At 73.7% G+C, this 22,349-nt stretch carries 20 protein-coding genes and 1 pseudogene; 12 read left to right on the top strand and 9 right to left on the bottom strand.

What is annotated here, in order from left to right:
• The 3 genes and pseudogenes from meaB to ACQRUO_RS21595 form a co-directional block, all read left to right on the top strand.
• On the top strand, nt 1–987 hold the full coding sequence (gene meaB, locus ACQRUO_RS21605) for a methylmalonyl Co-A mutase-associated GTPase MeaB (RefSeq protein WP_428317653.1): 987 nt from the start codon (nt 1–3) through the stop codon (nt 985–987).
• A gap of 115 nt (nt 988–1,102) precedes the next feature.
• Complete coding sequence (locus ACQRUO_RS21600) at nt 1,103–1,924, top strand: LppU/SCO3897 family protein (protein ID WP_428317652.1); 822 nt, start codon at nt 1,103–1,105, stop codon at nt 1,922–1,924.
• A 55-nt stretch (nt 1,925–1,979) separates the two neighbouring features.
• Nucleotides 1,980–2,189: pseudogene (locus ACQRUO_RS21595) on the top strand (VOC family protein); the annotation flags it as partial.
• Between the two features lie 30 nt (nt 2,190–2,219).
• Here the strand turns inward: ACQRUO_RS21595 and ACQRUO_RS21590 are convergent.
• The gene (locus tag ACQRUO_RS21590; RefSeq protein ID WP_428317651.1) at nt 2,220–2,993 is read right to left on the bottom strand and encodes a helix-turn-helix domain-containing protein; all 774 of its coding nucleotides are present in this window, start codon (nt 2,991–2,993) and stop codon (nt 2,220–2,222) included.
• 142 nt (nt 2,994–3,135) lie between these two features.
• Here ACQRUO_RS21590 and ACQRUO_RS21585 point away from each other — a divergent pair, with 142 nt between their 5' ends.
• Entirely contained in the window at nt 3,136–3,324 is a 189-nt protein-coding gene (locus tag ACQRUO_RS21585) for a hypothetical protein (protein WP_428317650.1), read from the top strand.
• A 102-nt stretch (nt 3,325–3,426) separates the two neighbouring features.
• Here the strand turns inward: ACQRUO_RS21585 and ACQRUO_RS21580 are convergent, their stop codons facing one another.
• From ACQRUO_RS21580 to ACQRUO_RS21560, 5 genes are all read right to left on the bottom strand, one after another.
• Nucleotides 3,427–3,936 carry a hypothetical protein gene (locus ACQRUO_RS21580; RefSeq protein ID WP_428317649.1) on the bottom strand — a complete coding sequence of 170 codons (510 nt, stop codon included), beginning with the start codon at nt 3,934–3,936 and terminating at the stop codon, nt 3,427–3,429.
• A 323-nt stretch (nt 3,937–4,259) separates the two neighbouring features.
• Complete coding sequence (lnt, locus tag ACQRUO_RS21575; RefSeq protein ID WP_428317648.1) at nt 4,260–7,187, bottom strand: apolipoprotein N-acyltransferase; 2,928 nt, start codon at nt 7,185–7,187, stop codon at nt 4,260–4,262.
• A gap of 55 nt (nt 7,188–7,242) precedes the next feature.
• The gene (locus ACQRUO_RS21570; RefSeq protein ID WP_428317647.1) at nt 7,243–7,521 is read right to left on the bottom strand and encodes a dsRBD fold-containing protein; all 279 of its coding nucleotides are present in this window, start codon (nt 7,519–7,521) and stop codon (nt 7,243–7,245) included.
• A gap of 30 nt (nt 7,522–7,551) precedes the next feature.
• Nucleotides 7,552–8,928: an SPFH domain-containing protein gene (locus ACQRUO_RS21565; protein ID WP_428317646.1), complete on the bottom strand. Its 1,377-nt coding sequence runs from the start codon at nt 8,926–8,928 to the stop codon at nt 7,552–7,554.
• Nucleotides 8,929–8,948: 20 nt separating this feature from the next.
• On the bottom strand, nt 8,949–9,182 hold the full coding sequence (locus ACQRUO_RS21560; RefSeq protein ID WP_428317645.1) for a hypothetical protein: 234 nt from the start codon (nt 9,180–9,182) through the stop codon (nt 8,949–8,951).
• A gap of 200 nt (nt 9,183–9,382) precedes the next feature.
• Here ACQRUO_RS21560 and ACQRUO_RS21555 point away from each other — a divergent pair, with 200 nt between their 5' ends.
• Nucleotides 9,383–9,850, top strand: a complete 468-nt coding sequence (locus ACQRUO_RS21555; RefSeq protein WP_428317644.1) for a VOC family protein — start codon at nt 9,383–9,385, stop codon at nt 9,848–9,850.
• Nucleotides 9,851–9,915: 65 nt separating this feature from the next.
• Nucleotides 9,916–10,389 (top strand): pyridoxamine 5'-phosphate oxidase family protein, encoded by a 474-nt coding sequence (locus tag ACQRUO_RS21550; protein ID WP_428317643.1) that lies wholly within the window; start codon nt 9,916–9,918, stop codon nt 10,387–10,389.
• 38 nt (nt 10,390–10,427) lie between these two features.
• Here ACQRUO_RS21550 and ACQRUO_RS21545 read toward each other — a convergent pair whose 3' ends face one another.
• Nucleotides 10,428–11,450 (bottom strand): glycosyltransferase family 2 protein, encoded by a 1,023-nt coding sequence (locus tag ACQRUO_RS21545; protein ID WP_428317642.1) that lies wholly within the window; start codon nt 11,448–11,450, stop codon nt 10,428–10,430.
• A 179-nt stretch (nt 11,451–11,629) separates the two neighbouring features.
• Between ACQRUO_RS21545 and ACQRUO_RS21540 the strand changes: the two genes are divergently transcribed.
• The 4 genes from ACQRUO_RS21540 (at nt 11,630) to ACQRUO_RS21525 (ending at nt 18,776) form a co-directional block, all read left to right on the top strand.
• A complete protein-coding gene (locus ACQRUO_RS21540) occupies nt 11,630–14,269 on the top strand; it encodes an NACHT domain-containing protein (protein ID WP_428317641.1) in 2,640 nt (879 codons plus the stop codon).
• A gap of 228 nt (nt 14,270–14,497) precedes the next feature.
• Nucleotides 14,498–15,769 carry a diaminopimelate decarboxylase gene (gene lysA, locus ACQRUO_RS21535; protein WP_428317640.1) on the top strand — a complete coding sequence of 424 codons (1,272 nt, stop codon included), beginning with the start codon at nt 14,498–14,500 and terminating at the stop codon, nt 15,767–15,769.
• Between the two features lie 257 nt (nt 15,770–16,026).
• Nucleotides 16,027–17,736, top strand: coding sequence for a methionine--tRNA ligase (metG, locus tag ACQRUO_RS21530; protein ID WP_428317639.1), 1,710 nt, complete (start codon nt 16,027–16,029; stop codon nt 17,734–17,736).
• A 113-nt stretch (nt 17,737–17,849) separates the two neighbouring features.
• On the top strand, nt 17,850–18,776 hold the full coding sequence (locus tag ACQRUO_RS21525; RefSeq protein ID WP_428317638.1) for an NAD-dependent epimerase/dehydratase family protein: 927 nt from the start codon (nt 17,850–17,852) through the stop codon (nt 18,774–18,776).
• Between the two features lie 18 nt (nt 18,777–18,794).
• Here the strand turns inward: ACQRUO_RS21525 and ACQRUO_RS21520 are convergent, their stop codons facing one another.
• The gene (locus ACQRUO_RS21520; protein ID WP_428317637.1) at nt 18,795–19,667 is read right to left on the bottom strand and encodes an ABC transporter permease; all 873 of its coding nucleotides are present in this window, start codon (nt 19,665–19,667) and stop codon (nt 18,795–18,797) included.
• Nucleotides 19,667–20,659, bottom strand: a complete 993-nt coding sequence (locus ACQRUO_RS21515) for an ATP-binding cassette domain-containing protein (RefSeq protein WP_428317636.1) — start codon at nt 20,657–20,659, stop codon at nt 19,667–19,669. Before ACQRUO_RS21515 ends, ACQRUO_RS21520 begins: the two co-directional genes overlap by 1 nt.
• Before the next feature lie 209 nt (nt 20,660–20,868).
• On the opposite strand from ACQRUO_RS21515, the gene ACQRUO_RS21510 reads away from it, so the two are divergent.
• Complete coding sequence (locus ACQRUO_RS21510; protein ID WP_428317635.1) at nt 20,869–22,077, top strand: cytochrome P450; 1,209 nt, start codon at nt 20,869–20,871, stop codon at nt 22,075–22,077.
• Nucleotides 22,074–22,307, top strand: a complete 234-nt coding sequence (locus ACQRUO_RS21505) for a ferredoxin (RefSeq protein WP_428317634.1) — start codon at nt 22,074–22,076, stop codon at nt 22,305–22,307. The genes ACQRUO_RS21510 and ACQRUO_RS21505 overlap by 4 nt, the downstream gene beginning before the upstream one ends.
• Nucleotides 22,308–22,349: the final 42 nt, after the last annotated feature.

Raw genomic sequence — 22,349 nt, 5'->3', positions numbered from 1 at the left:
ATGGCCCGCGTGATCGATCTCGACCAGTACCGCCAGGGTGTCCTCGACGGTTCGCGTGCCTGGATCGCGCGGGCCATCACCCTGGTCGAGTCCACCCGACCCGACCACCGCGAACTCGCCCAGCAGCTGCTGGTCGAGCTGCTGCCGCACGCCGGCAAGGCGATCCGGGTCGGCATCACCGGCGTGCCGGGCGTCGGCAAGTCCACCTTCATCGAGGGCCTGGGCACCCGGCTGACCGGCCTCGGCCACCGGGTCGCGGTGCTCGCGGTCGACCCGACCTCCAGCCGCACCGGCGGCTCGATCCTGGGCGACAAGACCCGGATGGAGAAGCTCTCCGCCGACCCCGCCGCCTTCGTCCGCCCCTCGCCCACCGCCGGCACGCTGGGCGGGGTGGCCCGGGCCACCCGGGAGTCGATGGTGGTGATGGAGGCCGCCGGCTACGACGTGGTGCTGGTCGAGACGGTCGGCGTGGGCCAGAGCGAGACCACGGTCGCGGGCATGGTCGACACCTTCCTGCTGCTCACCCTGGCCCGCACCGGCGACCAGCTGCAGGGCATCAAGAAAGGCGTGCTGGAGCTGGCCGACCTGATCGCGGTCAACAAGGCCGACGGCCCGCACGAGGGTGACGCCAAGGCCGCCGCCCGCGAACTCGCCGGCGCGCTGCGCCTGCTCCGCTCCCCCGACGCCGTCTGGCACCCGCCGGTGCTCACCTGCAGCGGGCGCGACGGCGCCGGCCTGGACGAGCTCTGGCAGCGCCTCTGCCGCCACCGCGACACGCTCGAGGCCACCGGCGCGCTGTCCGCCAAGCGCCGCGACCAGCAGATCGCCTGGACCTGGGCCATGGTCCACGACCAGCTCCTGGCGCAGCTGCGGGAACACCCGGAGGTCCGCCGGCTCACCCCCGAGCTGGAACAGCAGGTGCGGGAGGGCACCCTGACGGCCACCCTGGCGGCGCAGCGGATCCTCAGCGAGTTCCGCGGCGCCTGAGCAGCGGCTCCGGGCCCGAGTTCGGCGGCCGGTGTGCGGTCTGTCCGCCGCTCACGGCAGACTGGGCGCACAGGCAGATGACGAGCCGTCAGCCCGGACCGAAGTGAGCCCCCTCGTGCCCGATGAGATAGTCCTCGCACTCAGTGCCGCCGAAGCCGCCGCAGGCACCGCACTGACCATCCGACCCCAGAACGGCGGCGAGCCCGTCACGGTCCGGATCCCGCCCGTGACGGACGGCACCGTCCTGCGGATCACCACCGCCGCGGGCGACGTCCACGTGCGGATCACGGTCACCCCCGGCACGGCGCCCGGCATGGCACCCGGTATGGCACCCGGTATGGCACCCGGCGTGCCGTACCGGCCGGCGACCCCGCCCGGGCAGCGCGCCAAGGTGATCAGCAGGGTCGTCCTCGGCGTGGTGGTCGCGGGGGTGGCCATCGGCTTCGCGGTGAGCAACAGCCACCACAGCTCGTCCGACGACGCCACGCCGACCGGGAGCCTCACCTACGCGCCGCCGACGTTCTCCGTCCCCACCTTCACCATGCCCACGTTCAGCATTCCGACCTTCTCCCTCCCCTCGAACCTGGTCCCCTCGAACGCGCTGGAGACGATCCCCGGGTCCGGCAGCACCGCCGGTGACACCCCCGCCGACACCCCCAGCAGCGCCCCGACCTTCGCCGTCCACGACTGCCTGTCGGGCACCCTGCCCGACTCCACCACCGCACAGAGCGTCAGCGGCGTGGACGTGATCCCCTGCTCCTCGCCGAACGCCCACTACAAGGTGATCGAGACCTTCCCCGGGAGCACCGACCTCAGCAAGTGCCAGGACAACGCGGACTCGCAGTTCTCGTTCTCCGAGGAGACCACCTACGGCGGCACCACCGTCTCCTCGGAGGTCTACTGCGTGGTCGGCATCGGTTCCTACGCCCGGCAGTGATCGCGGCGGTGTCGACGACCGCGGGTGTCGGACCGGTCGGGTATACCCGTGGACCATGGCACTGCACTGGAAACTCGTCATCGACACCCGGGACGCCGCAGCCCTCGCCGGCTTCTGGGCCGCCGCCCTGGAGTACCAGGTGGAGGACCCCAGCCCGCTGATCGACCGCCTGCTCGCCGCGGGGCAGCTCGGCGAGGAGGCGGTGGCCGAGCACCACGGCCGCCGCACCTTCCGCGGCTTCGCCGCCGTCCGGCACCCCGAGGACAACGAGTTCTGCGCCGCCGGCTGAGGCAGACTACTGAACCGGCTGCCCCACCCCGTCCGGACCGCCGCGGTACCGGGCGAGCAGCTCGGGCGACGCCGCCGCGCTGAGCAGCCGCAGTTCCCACGGTCCGCTGTTCACGTCCAGTTCCTTGCCGAACCCGACCCACTTCCCGGCCATCCGCCGCCCGGTCGGGTCGGCGAGGAACTGGAACGCCCCGTGGTACCGCGCCCCTCGGTAGTACCCCTCGGCCTCGGTCTCCTCCACCCAGGTCCCGGTGACCACGCTGCGGTCCACGGTCAGATCCAGGGTCAACCGCCCGTCCTCCGCTGCGTTGGGTCCCAACGACCGCCCCTCGATCCGGTTGCCGCGCTGGGTCAGCAGCACGTGGTGCAGGCCGACGTAGGTGTCCCCGCGGCTGCTGCTGTAGAACTCGTACCGGCTCAGCCAGACACCCGAGTAGTCCTCGCCGGCTGCCCCGCCGGAACCCTGCGGTTGGACGGACCCGGCGGGCGCGGCATCCAGATCGTGGCCACCGCGCCCGTCCTCCCGAACCCGCTCGACCGGCTCCGGAAGATCGAACCCGAGCCGGCCCGCCGACTGGCCGGTGACCGCCTCCAACGCCCGCAGGTAGACCGGACGCGGCGTCTGGGACTCCCCTGACTCCCAGCGCTGCACCAAGCGCTTGCTCGCCTCGTTGGGATCCCTCAGCTCGTCCCCGGCCTGCCGCAGCCGCCTGGCGAACTCGTCCTGGCTGAGGCGCATCGCCAGACGAACGCCTCTCAGGGTCTCGTTAGGAGCCGTCATGACTCCACGATAGGACCAATCAGCGTGTTGTGACGCCGGAATGACGCCTTGCCAGGTCGCCGAAGTGCCCTCGGAAGACCGTCGCAGCGCCCATCCGATGCAATGACCATGGGTAGTCATTCGACTACCCATGGAGATCACCGTGACGCCTCTCAGGCCGACGGCCGAGCAGCAGCGCACCGAACGCCGGGCCCAACTGGCAGCACGGTGCGACCCGTTGGCGGACTACGATCCGGACTGGTTCTCCCGGATCACCCCGCGCCGCCCCGCCGGCTGGCCGCCCTGTCAGTGCGATGCACCCGCCTGCCCGGACCGCGAGGTGCGCGAGTGAGCGGGCGCAGCCCCACCCCCGAGTGCCAATGACGCTCCACCGAAGGGGCGGAGCCGACACGGGGGGCGGCCGGCCGTCGCCGGTCGGCCGCCCCCGTTCAGGTCACGTGCCGCTGTTCCACAGGGCCTTGTTGTTCGGGGTGGCGGGGTTGCAGTTGTAGCCGCCCGGCAGGTAGGGGCCGGCGTAGACGACCAGGTTGCCGTCGGTCTGGAAGCAGGTGTAGGCGCCCGGGTGGCCCCAGGTCTGGGCGTTCCAGACGGCCGTCTGGCCCTGGTAGACCACGAAGTTGCCGTCGCCCTGCATGATCGCGTAGGCGCCGGGGTCCGTGTAGGTCTGGCTGTTCCACAGCGGGGTGCCGGTGTTGGAGTAGATGACCAGGTTGCCGTCGTGCTGCATGATCAGCTGGAAGCTGCCCACGCAGAACCGGGTGCCCGGTTGGACGGTCTGATCGGGGGCGATCACGGTGTCGTCGCCGGAGTAGGAGGTGCACGGGACCCACGCGTCGTTCGGCCGCGTGACGGAGGTCGGCGCGGCGCTCGCGGTTGCGGGGATCAGGGCGACGGCCGCGGCGGCGGCCACGAGGCTCGCCGACAGGGCCTTACGGAGACGCATCAAGGTGCCTTTCGGTCGATGGGTCGTTTCGACGGTTCGGCAGTGCTCCGTGCGCAGTGCTGAGGCTGGCCGCCCGCCGTGCGGGTCGGGCCGGGCCACGTCGAGATGCTAGTGGCGAGAGGTCTGGACCTGCCCGGCGGAACAAGCAGGTTGGCCGGTTTCCTCGGCGCTGCCGCCACGCCACCGGACACCACGGCCGGCGCCGGCCGCGCCACCGGCTGCCGCGGATGCGCAGATGGAGCACGACCGTCCGCACACCATCCTGCGCACACACCTGGAAGCCGGCCGTCCGACCCGCGGTCGAGTCTTCTGACAGGATCCGGTCACATCCGGCGCAACCCCGCCGCCATCGCCGCCCCCGCCAGCACCGTGAACCCCACCGCCAACACCCAGTCCCCCGCCTGCACGTAGGGCGTGGTGCCCGACACCAGCGGCACGTCCACCACGAAGGCGCCGCGCCAGTCCGCCGCGTGCCAGGCCAGTGTGCGCCCGTGCGCGTCGAAGACCGCGCTGTCGCCGGTCAGCGAGACCTGCACCGCGGGGCGGCCGGTCTCCGCGGCGCGCACCGCCGCCAGCGAGGCGTGCTGCGGCTGGGCCCAACTGCCCTGGAAGGTCGAGGTGGAGGCCTGGTAGACGAGCAGCTGGGAGCCGTTCGCCACCTCGGTGCGGGCCATGTCCGGGAAGGCCGACTCGAAGCAGATCAGCGGCCCGAAGCTCAGCCCGCCGCTGTGCATCACCACCGTCCGGTCGCCGCGCAGCACGTTGGTCGGCGCCGCCTTGCTGATGTCCGAGGCCCAGCCCAGCAGCGCGCGCAGCGGGATGTACTCGCCGAACGGGACCAGGCGGATCTTGTCGTAGCTGGCCTGCACCCCACTGCCCGTCACCAGCAGCGTCTGCTTGTAGTACCCGGCCCCGCCCGCGGCCACCGCGTCCCCGTTGACCAGCAGGGCGGTGCCCGTCCGGCCGGCCAACGCCGCCAGCGCCGCGTTCGTCGACGGCCCGCTGTCCACGTCCGCCGCCAGGCTGCTCTCGCCCCACACCACCAGGGCCGGGTGCTGGGCGGCGAGCGCCGCCGTGCCGAGCTCCTCGAAGGTCTGCTGCTGCACCGGTGTCCCCAGCGTCCCCGGCTGCACCACCCCCACCCGCACGCTGCCCGTCACCGGCAGCGCGGGCCGCACCGCCGCCCACACCGGGCCGGCCGCCAGGCACCCGCCGGCGGCCGCCAACCCCAGGGCCCGCAACCGCAGCTGACGGACGGTCAGCAGCAGTACCAGCGCCGTGTTCACCGTCATCACCAGGAAGCCGGTCAGCCACACCCCGCCCAGCGAGGCGGTGGCGAGCTGCTCCGGCTGGTTCCACTGGCTGGCCCCCAGCAGTGCCCACGGCCCGCCCAGGCTCTGCCAGGACCGCACCCCCTCCGCGCACACCCAGGCGCTCGGCACCACCAGCAGCGCCGCCGCCAGCCGCCGCCCGTCCGCGCCGCCGCCCGGCCTCGCTCCCGCCGCCGACCCCGTCCCCGTCCCCGACCCCGGCGCCAGCCACCGGTGCACCACCCACCCCCAGGGCAGCCAGAGCGCCCCCATCAGCACCGCCAGCAGCAGCAGCGCCGGCCCGATGCTCGGGAGCAGCCAGTACTGGGTGGCCACCTCGAACCCGGCCATCCCCCACCAGGCCCGGACCACGCCCTCCCGCCGGGTCGGCGCGGCCCGCACCACCAGCATCAGCGGCACCAGCGCGAACCAGGCGAACCACCACCACGCGGGCCCGGGGAAGGCCGCCGCCGGCAACGCACCCACCGCGAGGGCCAGCAGCCGCCCCCGGTACCGCCCGGGCAGCCGCACCCGGTACCGGTGCGGCCGCCACCCGGTGGCGAGCACCCAGCCGACGGCGAACCCGGCCGCCACCCACCAGAGCAGCACCCGCTCGTGCCCGGTGCGCCACCAGGGCACCATCACCAGGCCGGCCAGCACGAAGGAGACGTTGTAGAGCATGTCGTAGATCGCGAACACCCGGCCGCGCGCCCGGTCCGGGGTGGCACCGCCGACCAGGGCGTCCGTGCAGACCTTGAGCACCTGGAAGGCGAACGCCGCCACCCCGACGCAGGGCACCAGCACCCAGAGCGAGGGGTCCAGGCCGCCCACGTAGGCGGCCGCCGCCGCGGGCAGGAAGGCGGCGGGCACCAGGGTCCGGGCACCGTAGCGGGCGGCCAGCGGTGGGGCCGCGGCGCTGGCGGCGAAGGTGGCCACGCCGGTGGCGGCCAGCGCGATCCCGTACCCGGAGGCCTTCAGGCGGTACTGCGAGTCGGAGACCAGCACCAGGACCACGAACCCGGCCCCGAGCAGCAGGCGGTGCCCGGCGACCGCGAGCAGCGGGCGGCGGATCGCACTGGTCCGGGCGACCACCCGCACCCCGTCCACCAGGTCCACCGCCACCTGCCGCAGCCCGGGCGGGGCAACACCCGGCGCGGCTGCGCCCGGCGGGGCAGTACCCGGCGGGGCAGTACCCGGCGGGGCAGTACCCGGCGGTACCGCCTCCCCCTCGGCAGCCCCCCGCTCCTCGGCAGCCTCCAGCCCCGCGGCAGCCCCCCGCCCCGCCGCCCGCCCGCCGAGGTACGGCAGCCGCGCGAACACCCCGGCCGCCGCCGCGTACAGCACCCCCGCCGCCAGGAACCCGGCCGCCGCCGACCGCCCCACGAACTGCGAGCCCCCCACCGCCCCCAGGAAGGCCGCCGCCGACCCGGCCAGCGCGGAGAGCGCGTTCGCCGGCACCAACCGCTCCCGGGGCACCGTGCGCGGCAGCGCGGCCCCCTTCGCAGTGAGCACCAGCCGCGAGGAGGAGAGCAGCACCAGCACCGCCAGGTACGCCGGCGCCGCCCAGCGCTGGGTGACGATCACCGCGCCGGCCACCACCAGCACGGCCCGCAGCCAGGAGGCCAGCACCAGCACCCGCCGCCGGTCCAGCCGGTCCAGCAGCACCCCGGCGAACGGGCCCAGCAGGCTGAACGGCAGCAGCGTCACGGCGAGCACCGCCGCGATCCGCCCGGGCGTGGCCCCCTTGCCCACGTCGAAGAGCACGAACTGGGCGAACGCGATCTGCGCCAGCCCGTCCCCGCCCTGCCCCAGGCACTGGCCGACCAGCAGCCCGCGCAGCGGGCCGCCCAGGTCCCGGCGCAGCGCCCGCCGCGCCGGCTCCGGCGCAGCCTGCGGCGCCGGACCGCCGGCGGCGAGCCCCGCTCGCTCGCCTACGCCCATGTCCCCATCGTCACCCCGGACCCGCGCCCGGGGCCTGTCCGGCCGCACGCGGTGGTCAGTAGTCCGGGTAGGCGGGGTTGCGGTTCACCTCGCCGATCTCGCCGTCCGCCTGGGCGCGCAGCTGCCGCGCCAGGGCGGTCAGGGCGCGCGCGGCGGCCAGCTCCTCGCCGATCCGCGGGGCCGGCCGGTCGACGGCGCTGCGCTGGGCCTCGCCGCGGCCGAGCACGGCCGGGGCCCGGTCCCCGATCAGCCGGGCCTGGCAGAGCGTGGTCGTGCCGTCCTCCTCGAAGCCGAGCTCGACGTCCCACTGGTTGTCCAGCCGGTAGTTCCGCATGGGCCACCTCCTGGCGCGCGCCTGCCGGCGCTACCCGTCCAGCCTGCGCCCGTCCGCCGCCTCCCCGCCAGCGGCACCGTCCCCGCCGGCCCCACCACCGGACGCGCCCGCCTTGGCCGCCCTGTCCGCGCCCGCCCCGTCCGCCGCGCCCGCGCCGCCGGCCGCTCCGCCATCCGTGACGGCCACCCCGCCCGGCACCCGCCCGGTCGACTGCTTCAGCAGGTCCAGGATCGCCAGCCCCTGCCCGACGATCCCGGCCGCCACCTGGCTGACCCCCTCGCTGCCGTTGAGGATGGTCAGGTTCGACCCGGCGATGCCCCGCGCCGCCGCCTCCACCAGCGCGGGCAGGTTCTCCACCACCCGGTTCGCCGCGATCAGCTCCTGGGCCCCGCCGCGCAGCGACTCGGCCCGGGCCGCGTTCGCCGCGGCCTGCGCCTCGGCGGTGGTCCGCTCGGCGTAGGCGCTGCCGTCCGCCTGCACCCGGATGGCCTGGGCCTCCGCGCCCGCCAGCGTGGTGCGCCGGTAGGCCTCGCCCTCGGCCTCGAACTTCGCCCGGTCACGCTGCGCCTCGGCGAGCGCGCGCTGCTTGTAGGCCTCCGCGTCGGCCGGGCGGCGCACCTCGGCCTCCAGCCGCTGGGCGGCCAGCTCGGCCTGCCGGCGGGCCAGCGCGGTCTGCTCCTCGATGACCTCCTGCGAGGCCTTCGCCTCGGCCAGCGGCCCGGCCTGAGCGGACCGGGCGTTGGCCTGCTCGGTCTCGGCCACGAAACCGGCCCGCTTGATCGCGGTGTCCCGCTCGTACTGGGCCTTGAGGGCGAACGCCTCCTGCTCCCGCTGGGCCGCCTCCTGGTCGGCCTTGGCCTGGGCGATCCGGGCCTGGCTGGCCACGGCGGCGGCGTGCGGGGCGGCCAGGTTGGTGATGTAGCCGGTGGCGTCCTCGATCTCCTGGATCTGCAGCGCGTCCACCACGATGCCGAGCTTCTCCATCTCGTTGTGGCTGCCGGCCTTGACCTCCTGGGCCACCCGGTCCCGCTCCCGGATGATCTGCTCCACCGTCAGCCCGCCGACGATGGAGCGCAGGTGACCGGCGAAGATGCGGCCGACCAGTTCCTCCATCCGCTCCTGCTCGGCCAGGAAGCGGCGGGCGGCGTTGGCGATCGAGATGTGGTCGTCGCCGACCTTGAAGACCGTCACCGCCCGCACGGTGAGGCGGATGCCCTGTTGGGTGACGCAGTCCTCGGCGATCTCCGCCTCGCGCAGCGCGAGCGAGAGCATCCGGGCCTTCTGCTTGACCGGCATCACGAAGCTGCCGTGTCCGGTGACGATCCGGAACTGGGTGTCCTGGGCCTGGCGTTTGGATCCGGAGATCAGCAGGGCCTCGTTGGGAGCGGGTACGTGCCAGAACAACATCACGGCCTCCTCGGACCGACTCACTGACGGGGGAACGGAACCACCAGGACCGAGCGGGCCGATATCCGCTCCACGACCATGACCTGCGTGTTCCGCGCGATCGGCGCCTCGGCCCAGGCCGCGAACGCCTCGCTCCCCCCGCGCACCGGCAGCAGCACCTCGCCCGGCCCGTCGGCCGGGATCGACACGGTGACCCACCCGACGGCACCGACCGGGCTCTGCTCGGCGTCGCCCGACTGCACCATCAGGCTCACCCGCTCTCCGGCCCGCCCGGCCTGCCGTGCCCATCACGTGCTGTCCAACACCTGCTGTCCAATCTAACGAGGGAGATCACCAAAAGCGCTGCTCGCCTCGCTGACCCACCCGATGGACAGCCCCGCGCGGCTCCCCGGCACCCCCGGAGCCCCCGTGCCACGCTGGCCCGGACGCCGATCCCCCCAGCCGTGGAGGCCCCATGAGCGCCGTCAAAGCCGTCCCGGACGCATACCCGCGCGTGTGCCCCTACCTCTCCGTCGACGGAGCCGCCGCCGCGATCGACTTCTACGTCTCGGTGCTCGGCGCCGAACAGCGCGGCGACCGGATGACCGGCCCGGACGGCCGGATCGGCCACGCCGAGCTGCGGCTGGGGGACTCGGTGATCATGCTGTCCGACGAGTACCCGGAGGTCGGCTCGCGCGGACCGAAGACGGTCGGCGGCACACCCGTGATGATCCACGTGTACGTCGAGGACGTGGACGGGGTCTGGGCCAGGGCGATGGCGGCCGGCGCGGTGGCGCTGCGCCCGGTCGCGGACCAGTTCTACGGCGACCGGTCCGGCACCTTCGAGGACCCCTGGGGCCACCGCTGGAACATCGCCACCCACGTCGAGGACGTCCCGCCGGCCGAGATGGCCGCCCGGGCCAAGGCCGCGATGGGCGGCTGACCGGGATGCCCGCGGCGGATCCACCGGCGGCCCCCGGAGCCGAACCCACCGCCGCCCGTCCGCACATGCCCGGCTACGGGATCCGCCCCGCCGACCAGGGCACCGGGCTGCTGCCCTGGTCCTGGGCGGTGGCCCGGTTGACCGACTCGCACGACTACTGGGTCTGCACGGTCCGCCCGGACGGCCGACCGCACACCATGCCGGTCTGGGGCGTCTGGCTGGCCGACGCGCTCTGGTTCAGCAGCAGCCGCCGTTCCCGCAAGTACCGCAACCTGGCCGCCCGCCCGGACTGCGCGATCAGCACCGCCGACCCGCACCAGCCGGTGGTGCTGGACGGCCGGGCCGCGGTGCGCACCGGGCCCGGCGAGATCGCCGCCTTCCTGGCCGCGCTGAACGCCAAGTACGCCGTGGACTACGGCATCGACTTCCTCGACCCGGCCGTGAACGCCGTCTTCGAGGTCCGCCCGTCCTCGGTCTTCGGCCTCACCGACGCCGACTTCACCGGCTCGCCGACCCGCTGGACGTTCGCGGTCCCCTGAGCCCGGGGCCGTGGCGGGGCACAAGGCCGCGGGGCCGCTCAGCCGGTCTTGCCGCGCCCGGTCACCGCGGTGCGGGCGATCTGCGACAGCTTCGCCACCTCGAACGCGCTGTACGCGCCGCCGGCCAGCAGCGAGAACTTGAACCCTTCGCGCCCGCCCGGGCGCCGGAAGCCGGGCGGCTGGAAGCGCTGGTAGTGCTCGGCGGCCCGGTGGAAGAAGTTCGGCCGCTCCGCCCGGCTGACGCAGCCGGCCAGGTCGAAGACGAAGAGGTAGTGCCGGACCATCCGGGTGAACAGGTACGGCTGCACCGCCTCCGCCTCCGGGTGCGCCGCCAGCGCCTCGAAGCTGCGCTCGTACTGCTCGAAGAGGTCGAAGGTGCTGCTGCCCGGCGACCCGGCCGGGTGCACCGTGTGCCGCCGGCGGATCTGCACCAGCTCCTGCGGCAGCACCGCCACCCGCCCGGCCGCCAGCAGCGCCCGGTGGGCCACCGGGACCTCCTCGTACTCCCCCTCGGGGAAGGCGAGTTCGGCCCGCTGCCAGAGCCGGGTGCCGATCAGCCGGTCCCACACCTGGGCCGGCGCCTCGAACAGCCGCGGGTGCTCGGTCGGCGCGAACCCCACCGGCCCGGCCGCCTCGGCGACCCCGGCCAACAGCCCAGCCGCCGCGCCCGGCCAGATCCGACCGGCGTGCAGCCGGGTGTGCCCGAAGAGCAGCACGTCCGGGTCGTCGGCCACCGCGACCCGCTCGGCCAGCGCCAGCAGCGCCCCGGGCGGCAGCAGGTGGTCGCTGTCCAGGAAGAGCAGGTACCGCCCCGCGGCCCGCTCGGCCCCGGCGTTGCGGGCCTGCCCCACCCCGACGGCGGCGTTCAGCCGCAGCAGCGACACCCGCCCGTCCGCCTGCGCGGCCGGCGGCAGCTCGGCGGGGCACTCGGGCGACGGATCGGTGACGACGATCACCTCGAAGCCGCCGAAGGACTGGTCGAGAACCGACTCCAGGCAACTCGCGAGCTGTCCCTGCTGGTCATGGGCAGGGAGGACGACGGAGATGAGCGGTGCAGGCATGCGCAGAAGGTAAGCGCAGGTCAGATGCACAGCAAGGCCCATCGAGTGACGAATAGGGCAAAAGCGGCGATCGCCTGGACATGCACACCACACCCTCACCGACCCACCGAGCGACGACCACAGTCGACGATCCGTCAGCCGGGCGCAGCGGTGCGTGACGGGGGGAGTAGCGTGCGGCCATGAGCGGTCGGGGCGGGGATACGCACAGCGAGATCAGTGGCGGGCGGGCCGACGTCGTCATACAAGGGCGCGACCCGCAGGTGAACATCAGCACCACGGCGCCCGCCCCTCCCCCACCCACCGGACGCCCCGCCCCCGGTCTGCTCGTCCTCACCGCCGGGCTCGTAGTCGCCGGCACGCTGCTCGCCTGGCGACCGTTACCGGGGTACGGCACCTGGTCCCCGTCGCAACTGGTCGGCCCGGCCGCGTGCTGGCTGCTGGCCGCCTACCTCGCCCGGGACCCACTGACCTGGTGGCGCTGGAAGCGCAACCCGGCGTCGCTCAGGATCCGGCTGGACGACGCCGCCGAGGCACTCGCCAAGGCGCAGCGCAGACAGTGGGCGGACGAGGAGAAACAGCGCCGCCTACGGAGCCCGGCCGCACTGCCGGTCGCCTGGCGGCCCGCCGCTCCATGGCTGGCCGACCATCCGGAGAACCTCGGCGCCGGACCACTGCAACTGTCCGGCCAGTTCGACGAGTTCAGCAAGGTCTTCGACCGCCTGCCGACGCGTCGCCTGGTCGTCCTGGGCGACGGCGGCATGGGCAAGAGTGCGCTCGCCCTGTCCTTCGTGCTCGACCGGCTGCGCGCGAGAGCCACCGGCGAGCGTGTTCCGGTCCTGCTTCCGCTGGCCGACTGGGACCCGGCCCGACAACTGCTCGCCAGCTGGGTGGCCGCCCAACTGGCCGGGGACCACCCTGAGCTGGCCGCCCGAACCCCGTCCGGCAGCACCCTGGCGGAGGAACTCTTCCACAGCGGCCGGCTCCTGCTGGTCCTCGACGGCCTCGACGAACTTCCGGAACTCGGACGCCAGTGGGCGATCTACGAGCTCAACCGGACCCTGGACCCGGACCAACCCCTGGTACTGACCAGCCGCCGGGAGGAGTACCAGGCGGCAGTCCTGGCCTTCCAGGTCCTCGCCGCCGCCGCCGTGGTGGAGCTACAACCGCTTGCACCCCACGCCCTGGCGAGTTACCTGCCGCGGACCAGCCGCCCGCACACCGGCGCCGACTGGTCCCGGGTCCTCGCGGCCCTGGCGGACCCGGCCGGCCCACCCCACCTGCGCGAGGTGCTGACCACCCCGCTGATGACGGCCCTGGCCCGCACCGCCTACAGCGACACCGGCGCCGACCCTGACGAACTCCTGTACTTCCCGACCCGGGAAGCCCTCGAGGACCATCTGCTGGACCGGCTGATCCCCGCGGTCTACGACAGCGGACCCACCAGCGGCCGGTGGACCGCCGACCAGGCGTACCGCTGGCTGCACCGCCTGGCCCGCACCCCGGGCCACCGGATCACCTGGTGGGAGTGGGGCGGGCGGACACAGCGGGTGGTGGCGGAGGTACTCACGCGACTGGCCGTCTTCCTGGCGGCCGGCGCGACGTTCTGGGCCGGGTCCCGGAGTGACAAGTACCTCGGACTTCCCCACTTGGCCTGGTTCGAGCTGATCCCGGCGGCCATCCTCCTCCTCGCTCCCGCGACGAGTGCACGGGCGTTCCACCGACCGCTGAACCAGCGCCTCGACCTGGCAGGCACCTTCGTCACCTGCGCCGCCTGCGTGCTGCCGCTCCTGTTCTTCGCCGGACGCATCCGCGAGCTCTGGCCCGTCCTGCTCCTGCTGACACCCGTCACCGTGGGGTTCTGGTTTCCCGCCCGGCCGCGGGGCCACGGCCCGAAGGCTCTGCTGCCGGGCGACCGGACCGCCACCTTGCTGCTCGTCACCCTCCGCAAGGCCAACCCTCTGGCCCTGATCTACCTCGCCCTGTCGCTGAACGAGGTGCACCAGGTACCGGCCCGCGCCATCAGTCCGGCGGCCCGGCTAGCTGCGGAGGGCTGCTCGCTTCTCGCGCTGGTGCTGCTGGCCTGTGCGAACTCCTGCTGGGTGCTCTTCGCCATCTCCCGAACTCTGCTGGCCTGCTGTGGCAGGCGACCGTGGGACACGTTCGGATTCCTCGCAGACGCCCGCGGCCGCGGTGTGATTCGGCAGGTCTCGGGGGGTTACGTCTTCCGGCACGCCCGGCTGCGCGACCGACTGGCCGGCAGACCAGTGCGACTGGAGGCTGCCGCCGACGACGCACGCTTCGAGGAACGGCTGTCGCAGAGCCAGGTGGCTCTCTGGAGCGCGATGTTCACCATCGCCACGGTCGTCCAGCTACCTTCGGCCATACCCCGGCACACCCCGCCACCCGCCCCCTGCGCCCTCCTCTCCCCCGCCGACTCCGCCGCCCTGGCCCCCGGCGGCTGGCAGGGCCACCCCAGCCCCGCCGGTTGCGGGTGGGCCTCTCCCACCGGCGTCCACCCACGACTCGCCATCGGCGTCGAAGAGATGCTGCCTGCCGCCGGTCTCTCCGGGGCCCAGCAGGCCAGCCTCGCCATGTACCGTCTCCCCGCCACCGCCCGCCCCCTCGCCGGCATCTGCGACGTCGCCCTCGCCTGGCAGTCCGCCGACCCCGAGCCCGTGGCCCAGGTCGCCGTCCGCTGCGGGTCGACGATCCTCACCGTCGGCTACCGCGACGCCTCCCACGACCCCGCGCACGCCGCGGCGACCGCCGAGACCGTCGCCCGTCACGCGGCCGCCACGCTCACCCAGCACCGCTCCTGAAATATCTCCTCGCCGCTCCCGGGAAACCACCCAATTTCCCGCCCGCGCCGCCACGCTCAGGAATTCCTCCACGGATTTTTCAGACCGTCCTTGACCCCAGTACGGTGGCGGAAATTCCGCCGCCGTCCGCCTGTCGGACACCGCGGAAATCCCGGCACGCTTTCCCGCACAATTTCGGCCTGCCCCATTCCCGCCCACCCCGCCCGCCCCTCGCCGAACAGGACTCCCGTGACCTCCACCCCCGCCCTCGACGGCCCGCGGCTGGCCCGGATCGCCGCGGAGTACGGCACTCCGGCCTGGGTCTACGACGCCGAGCACATCCGCGGTCAGCTCGCCAAGCTGCGCGGCTTCGACGTGATCCGGTTCGCCCAGAAGGCCTGTTCGAACACGCACATCCTGCGGTTGATGCGGGCCGAGGGCGCCCTGGTGGACGCGGTTTCGCTGGGCGAGCTGGAACGGGCGCTGCTGGCCGGCTACTCGGTCGGTTGCTCGGCCGAGGCCGACGGGCCCGCCGAGCCGATCGTCTTCACCGCCGACCTGCTGGACCGGGCCACCCTGGCCCGGGTGGTCGAGCTGCGGGTGCCGGTCAACGCCGGCTCGCCGCAGATGCTGGAGCAGGTGGGCGCGGCGAGCCCGGGGCACCCGGTGTGGCTGCGGATCAACCCGGGCTTCGGCCACGGGCACAGCCGCAAGACCAACACCGGCGGCGAGCACAGCAAGCACGGCATCTGGCACGAGCACCTGGCGGAGAGCCTCGCCCTGGTGGACCGGTACGGCCTGGACCTGGTGGGCCTGCACATGCACATCGGTTCCGGGGTGGACTACGGCCACCTGGAGACGGTCTGCGAGACGATGGTCAAGCAGGTCAGGCTGGCGGGCCGGGACCTGCGGGCGATCTCGGCGGGCGGCGGGCTCTCGGTGCCGTACGCGCCGGGGCAGCCGGAGGTGGACACCGAGCGGTACTTCCGGCTCTGGGACGCCGCGCGGCAGGAGTTGGTGGGCGAGCTCGGCCACCCGGTGCGGCTGGAGATCGAGCCGGGGCGGTTCCTGGTCGCCGGGGCCGGGGTGCTGGTCAGCGAGGTGCGGGCGCAGAAGCCGGTGGGCAGCAACCACTTCGTGCTGGTCGACGCGGGCTTCAACGACCTGATGCGGCCGGCCATGTACGGCGCCGGCCACCGGGTCTCGCTGTTCGCGCCGGACGGCTCGCCGCGCACCGCTCCCACCGTGGACACGGTGCTGGCCGGGCCGCTCTGCGAGTCCGGTGACGTCTTCACCCAACTGCCCGGCGGCGAGGTGGAGTCGGTGCCGCTGCCGCGGGCCGGGATCGGCGACCTGGCGGTCTTCCACGACACCGGGGCCTACGGTGCGAGCATGTCCTCCACCTACAACTCGCGCCCGCTGATCCCCGAGGTGCTGGTCGAGGGCGACCGGACCCGGCTGATCCGCCGCCGCCAGAGCGTGGCCGAACTGCTGGCCCTCGAAACGGACCTGGAGCGCTGACCGCTCCGTTCGGGTTTCGTTCGGGTCCATTCCGGTCCATTCGTCCTGCGAACGATCCACCCGCCCCTCCGCCGGTCCCACCACCGGGACCGCTGCACCCCGCCGGGCCCCACCCGCCGGTGCAGCGCCCCCACCCCGGAGAGCCCCGCAGGCCGGCACCCCCGCCCCAGGGGTTTATCCGGTACGGCCCGTCGGCGGCAGGCCGATAGACTGGCTGCACAGTCCGTGACACCACACATGAACGGGAGCATCCCAGGATGGCTCGACACCTGATCACCAGCGCGCTTCCCTATATCAACGGGATCAAGCACCTGGGGAACATGGTCGGGTCCATGCTCCCGGCGGACGTCTACTCCCGGTACCTGCGCCAGCGCGGCCAGGACGTGCTCTACATCTGCGCGACCGACGAGCACGGCACCCCGGCCGAGCTGGCCGCCAAGGCCGCCGGCCAGTCGGTGGCCGACTTCTGCGCCCAGGCGCACGACGCGCAGAAGGCCATCTACGACGGCTTCCAGCTCTCCTTCGACTACTTCGGCCGCTCCTCCTCGGTGCAGAACCGGGAGATCACCCAGGAGTTCGCCCGCGAGCTGAAGGCCAACGGCTTCATCGAGGAGCGCTCGATCCGTCAGGTCTACTCGATCGCCGACGGCCGGTTCCTGCCGGACCGCTACATCGAGGGCACCTGCCCGCACTGCGGCTACGACAAGGCCCGCGGCGACCAGTGCGAGAACTGCACCCGCCTGCTGGACCCGACCGACCTGATCAACCCGCGCTCGGCGGTCAGCGGCTCCACCGAGCTGGAGGTCCGCGAGACCACCCACCTCTTCCTGCTCCAGTCCAAGCTGGCCGGCGAGGTCGAGGCGTGGATCGACGAGCACGGCAAGGACTGGCCGACGCTGGCCTCCTCGATCGCCCGCAAGTGGCTGACCGAGGGCCTCAACGACCGGGCGATCACCCGCGACCTGGAGTGGGGCGTGCCGGTGCCGGCCGACGTGTGGCCCGAGCTGGCCGCCGAGGGCAAGGTCTTCTACGTCTGGTTCGACGCGCCGATCGAGTACATCGGCGCGACCAAGGAGTGGTCGGACGCCGACCCGGCCAACCGGGACTGGAAGTCCTGGTGGTACCAGACCACCGACGTCCGCTACACCCAGTTCATGGCCAAGGACAACGTCCCCTTCCACACCGTGATGTTCCCGGCCACCCAGCTCGGCACCCGGGCGCCGTGGAAGAAGGTCGACTACGTCAAGGCCTTCAACTGGCTGAACTACTACGGCGGCAAGTTCTCCACCAGCCAGAAGCACGGCATCTTCACCGACGCCGCGCTGGAGCTGCTGCCGGCCGACTACTGGCGCTACTTCCTGATGGCCAACGCGCCGGAGTCCGACGACACCAGCTTCAGCTGGGAGATCTTCTCCGCCACCGTCAACAAGGACCTGGCCGACACCCTGGGCAACTTCGTCAACCGGGTGCTCTCGTTCTCGCTCAAGCGCTTCGGCGACACCGTGCCGGCCGGCGACGCGCCGGGCGAGGCCGAGCAGGCGCTGGGCGCGGAGATCGCCGGCCTGCTCGCCGAGTACCAGGGCCACCTGGACACCCTGCAGTTCCGCAAGGCCGCCCAGGCCCTGCGCGCACTGTGGAGCGCGGGCAACGTCTACCTGGAGACCAAGGCCCCCTGGCTGGAGATCAAGACCAACCAGGACGGCGCAGCGCTGACCCTGCGCACCGCGATGAACCTGATCCACCTCTACGGGGTGCTCTCCGCGCCGTTCATCCCGGCCACCAGCGCCGTGATCCGCGCGGCCTTCGCCCCGGAGAACACGGACGAGCCGCAGTGGGTGACCGCCGAGCAGGCCGCCGCCCTGGACTTCGTGGCGGCGGGCACCCCGTTCACCGTCCCGCCGGTGCTCTTCGCCAAGATCACCGACGAGGACCTGGCGGCCTGGCGCGAGCGGTTCGGCGCGGAGTAACCTGCCCGGCACCGGTTGTGCGGGCAGCCGGGAGGGCGTAGCCGAGACTCGGCGGCACCAGCCTGCCGCGGAGTCGGGGCAAGGCCCGACCAGAGCCAGCTGAGGGGGCGGGCATGCGGGTCCTGGTGGTCGGCGGCACCGGCTTCCTGGGCCGCCCGGTGGCGGAGCTGCTGACCGCGCGCGGCCACCGGGTGACCGTGCTGGCCCGCACCCCGCGCCCCGGCACCGCGCTGCGCACCGGCGACGCGACCCGTCTCACCGAGGACGACTGGGCCGAGCTGCTGGCCGACCAGGACGGCGTGGTCTTCGCGGCCGGCGTGGACGACCGCACGGTGCCGCCGGCGCCGGCCGCGCAGCACTTCCACGCCGGCAACGTCGAGCCGGTGCGCCGGCTGCTGATCGGTGCCCGCCGGGCCGGGGTAGGCCGGGCGGTGCTGCACGGCTCGTACTTCAGCGCGCTGCACCGCGCCCACCCCGAGCTGCGGCTGACCCGACGTCACCCCTACGTCGCCAGCCGGGTGGCGCAGGCCGTCGCGGCCCGCCGGGCGGCCGACGGGGCGCTGCCGGTGGCGGTGCTGGAGATCCCGTTCGTCTTCGGCGCCACCCCGGGCCGCCGCCCGCTCTGGGCGCCGCTGGTGCCGTGGCTGCGTGCCGGCCTGCCGCTGGCGGTCCCGGTCGGCGGCACCGCGGTGGTCACCGTCGACACCGTCGCCGCCAGTACGGTCGAGGCGCTGGAGCAGGGCCGCGAGGCCGACCTGCCGATCGCCGACGACAACCTCAGCTGGCGCGCGCTGCTGACCCGCTTCGCCGCGGCGGCCGGCCGGCGCACCCCGCCCCCGCTGCTGCCGCTGCCCACCGGCGCCCTGCACGCGCTGCTGGGCGGGGCCGGCCTCGCCCATCGGCTGCGCGGCCGCGAGCCCGGCCTGGCCACTGCGCACCTCGCCGACCTGCTCACCCGCGAGCTCTACCTGCCGCGCACCGGCGACGGCGACCTGTCCGCCGCCCTGCGCGCCACCGTGCGGGCGAGCCGTCGGTCCTGAACGAGGCCTGCACGGGTCCTAGGAGAGCACCCGGCGGCGGAAGTTCCGCAGGCCCAGGCTGAGGAAGAGCGCGCAGAAGCCGAGCAGCACCGGGTAGACCACGTAGAGGTGCATGTGCGAAGCCTCGGTCAGCCCGGCCCGCATGCCCTCGGCGATGTAGATCAACGGGTTGACCAGCACCAGGGTCTGCAGCCAGGGGAAGCCGCCGACCCGGACCGCGGCGAGCTTGGTCCACTGGTAGTAGGTGCCGCCGAGGAAGACCAGCGGCAGCACCACGAAGCCGAACATCAGCCCGATGTTGCGCGGCTCGAAGGTGGTGCCGAGCACCAGGCCGAGCGAGGTCATCGCCAGGCAGGCCAGCGGGATCAGGGTGACCACCACCCACCAGTGCACCGACAGGTGCGCGTGCACGCCGGGCGCGTGCACCACCGCGGCGATCGGGAAGACCATGATCGCCGAGATCATCCCCTGGGTGGCCCCGGAGAGCACCCGGGAGACCGCGACCAGCCAGAGCGGGCAGGGCGCCTGCACCCGGTCCTCGATCTCCCGGGTGTAGCCGAACTCCTGCGAGAGCTGGATCGCCACCGACTGGATGCCCTGGAACATGATGGTGACCGCCACCACCCCGGGCACCAGCACGGTGGCGAAGTCCGACTCCCCGGCCCGGCCGCCGCCCGAGCCGACCCCCTGCCCGATGGTCGGGAAGACGTAGAGGAAGACGAAGACCAGCAGCAGCGGCTGCATGATGGTCCGCCCGGCGAACTCGCCGAAGTTCTTGCGCAGCACCAGCAGGTCGCGCCGGACCAGCGCGCCGAGCGCGGCCCGCGAGGCGGCGAGGACCGAGCGGGTCGGCCGGACGCTGATCGCCGGGGTTCCGGTCACGGCAGCCATCAGTCCCGCAGCTCCTTCCCGGTCAGGCTGATGAAGACGGTCTCCAGGGTGGGCTCCGCCACCGCGAGGTCGGCCACCTCGAAGCCGCCGCCCTCGGCCGCGCCCAGCACCCGCGGCAGCAGCCGGTTCCCGCCGCCGCCCTTGACCTGCAGCTCTACCCCGCCGGGCAGCAGCCTGGTGCGGTTCACCCCGGTGACCTCCCGGGCCAGCAGCTCGGCCAGGGCGGCCGGCTCGCCGGCGGCCGACACGGTCACCACGGTGTCCGCGTCCACCGCCTGCTTGAGCGCCGCGGGGGTGTCCAGGGCCAGCACCCGGCCGTGGTCGATGATCGCCACCCGGTCGCAGAGCTGGTCGGCCTCCTCCATGTTGTGCGTGGTGAGCAGGATGGTCTGACCCTCGGCGATCAGGGTGGCCAGGGTCTCCCAGAGCGCGAGGCGGCTCTGCGGGTCCAGGCCGGCGGTCGGCTCGTCCAGGAAGAGCACGGCCGGGAGGTGGTAGATCGCCCGGGCCACCATCAGGCGCTGGGCCAGGCCGCCGGAGAGCGCGTAGACCGAGGCGTCGGCCCAGCGGGTGAGGTGGAAGCGGTCCAGCAGTTCGTCGGCGGTGCGGCGGGCGGCGCGGGTGGGGTAGCCGAAGAGCAGGCCGTGGAAGACCAGGTTCTCCCGCACGGTCAGCGAGCGGTCCAGGGTGTTCTGCTGCGAGACCACCGCGATCACCTGCTTGACCAGGGTGGGCTGGGCGACCACGTCGATCCCGCCCACCCAGGCGCTGCCGGCGGTCGGGACCACCCGGGTGGTGAGCATGCCGACCGTGGTGGTCTTGCCGGCGCCGTTGGGACCGAGCAGGCCGAACAGCTCGCCCTGGTGCACCTCCAGGTCCAGCCGGTCCACCGCCGCGATGCCGGTCTTCGGGTAGACCTTGGTCAGCGCGGCCGTGCGGATCACCGGGTCCGACCCGTGCTGCGGGCGCTCGCCCGCCTGGCTGCCGGCCACTGGGCACCTCGCTCCTGAGCCCTTCCTCCAGGTTGCTCCGGCGCCCACCGCCCCGCCAACCAGGGCGCGCTCGCGCCGCTCGCCGCACGCCGGGCGCACGCCCCCAGATCCGCCAACTCGGCTGTCGCGCCCCCTGGTTGACATGCGCCCGGCCCTTTACCGTCAGTAGCGAGTCCATCACGCCGAGGCCGTTTCCCTGGAGGACTGTCGTGTCCCTTGACCACAGCGACCCGCCCGCCGCCGCGCCGCTCGTCCCACTGCACTGCCTGCGCGCCGCCCCCGCCGGCCCGCCCGTCCGCACCACCCTGCTCACCGGCACCCCGGTCTGGTGGATCAGCCGGCACGCCGACGCCCGCCAGGTGCTCACCGACCCCAGGCTCGACCGGTCCTCGCTCTACGCCGAGGACGCCCCCGCGGTCACCCCGTACCCCAACATCCTGGACACCCCCGAGAGCCTGCTGAACGTCGACGGCCCCCACCACCAGCGGGTGCGCCGCACCGTGCAACGCGCCTTCACCCCGCGGGCGATCGCCCGCTGGCGCCCCTGGGTGGCCACCGTGGTGGAGGAACTGGTCGAGCAGGTGGCCGCGGCCGAGCAGCCGGTCGAGCTGGTCACCGCCTTCACCCGGGAGCTGCCGGTCGCGGTGATCTGCCGGCTGCTCGGGCTGGACGGGCTGGACCGCAAGCGGCTCTCGCACTGGAGCGAACACGCCCTGGCCACCACCGCCTTCGCCCCGGAGGCGGTGCAGGCGGCGATCCTGGAGTTCGCGGTCTTCGGCACCGAGCTGGTCGCCGAGCGCCGCCGCAACCCGGGCGAGGACCTGGTCAGCTCGCTGGTCCGGGCCGCCGACGAGGACGGCGAGGTGCCGGAGGACCAGGTGGTCATGCTGACCGTCGGCCTGGTGCTGGCCGGCCACGAGACCACCATGACCACCCTCGGCAACGCGCTGGTCTACCTGCTCACCGAGGACCGCGAGGCCTGGCGGGAGCTGGCCGGCAGCGAGGAGCAGGCGGCCGCGGTGGCCGAGCAGCTGCTGCGCGCGGTGCCGCTGGGCGACGCCACGGTCACCCCGGGCCTCCTGCGCCGGGCGGTCGCGGACGTGGAGATCGGCGGGGTGCTGATCCGGGCCGGCGACGTGGTGGCGGCCGACGTCTTCGCGGCCAACCACGACCCGGCCGTCTACCCGGGCGCCTGGCAGGAGAGCCTGTTCGCCCCGCCGGACGCGCCGCACCTGACCTTCGGTGCCGGCCCGCACCACTGCCTGGGCGCCTGGCTGGCCCGGATGGAGCTGGAGCTGGCCCTGCACCGGCTGGCCGGCCGGCTGCCCGGGCTACGGCTCGCCGTCCCGGTCGAGGAGATCGCCTGGCGCACCGGCCTGCTCACCCGCAGCCCGCAGAGCCTGCCGGTGGCCTGGTGAGCGGCGAGCAGGCGGTGGTCTCGGTCGACCGCACCCGCTGCGCCGGCACCGGGCTCTGCGCGGCCACCGCCCCCGACGACCTGGCGGTGGGCCCCGACGGCCGGGCCCACCCGCGCCGTGACCGCACCCCGGCGCTGGCCGAGGTCACCGAGGCGGCCGAGCTCTGCCCGATGGAGGCGATCGCCGTCCACCGCGCCGACACCGGCGAGAAGATCGCCCCCACGTGGTAGCGGCCACCGGGGTGCCCCCGGCCGAGGACCGGCCGGGGGCAC

The sequence above is a fragment of the Kitasatospora sp. LaBMicrA B282 genome (genome assembly GCF_050325825.1).
GTDB lineage: Bacteria > Actinomycetota > Actinomycetes > Streptomycetales > Streptomycetaceae > Kitasatospora.
This window is presented reverse-complemented; position numbering and strand designations above follow the sequence as displayed.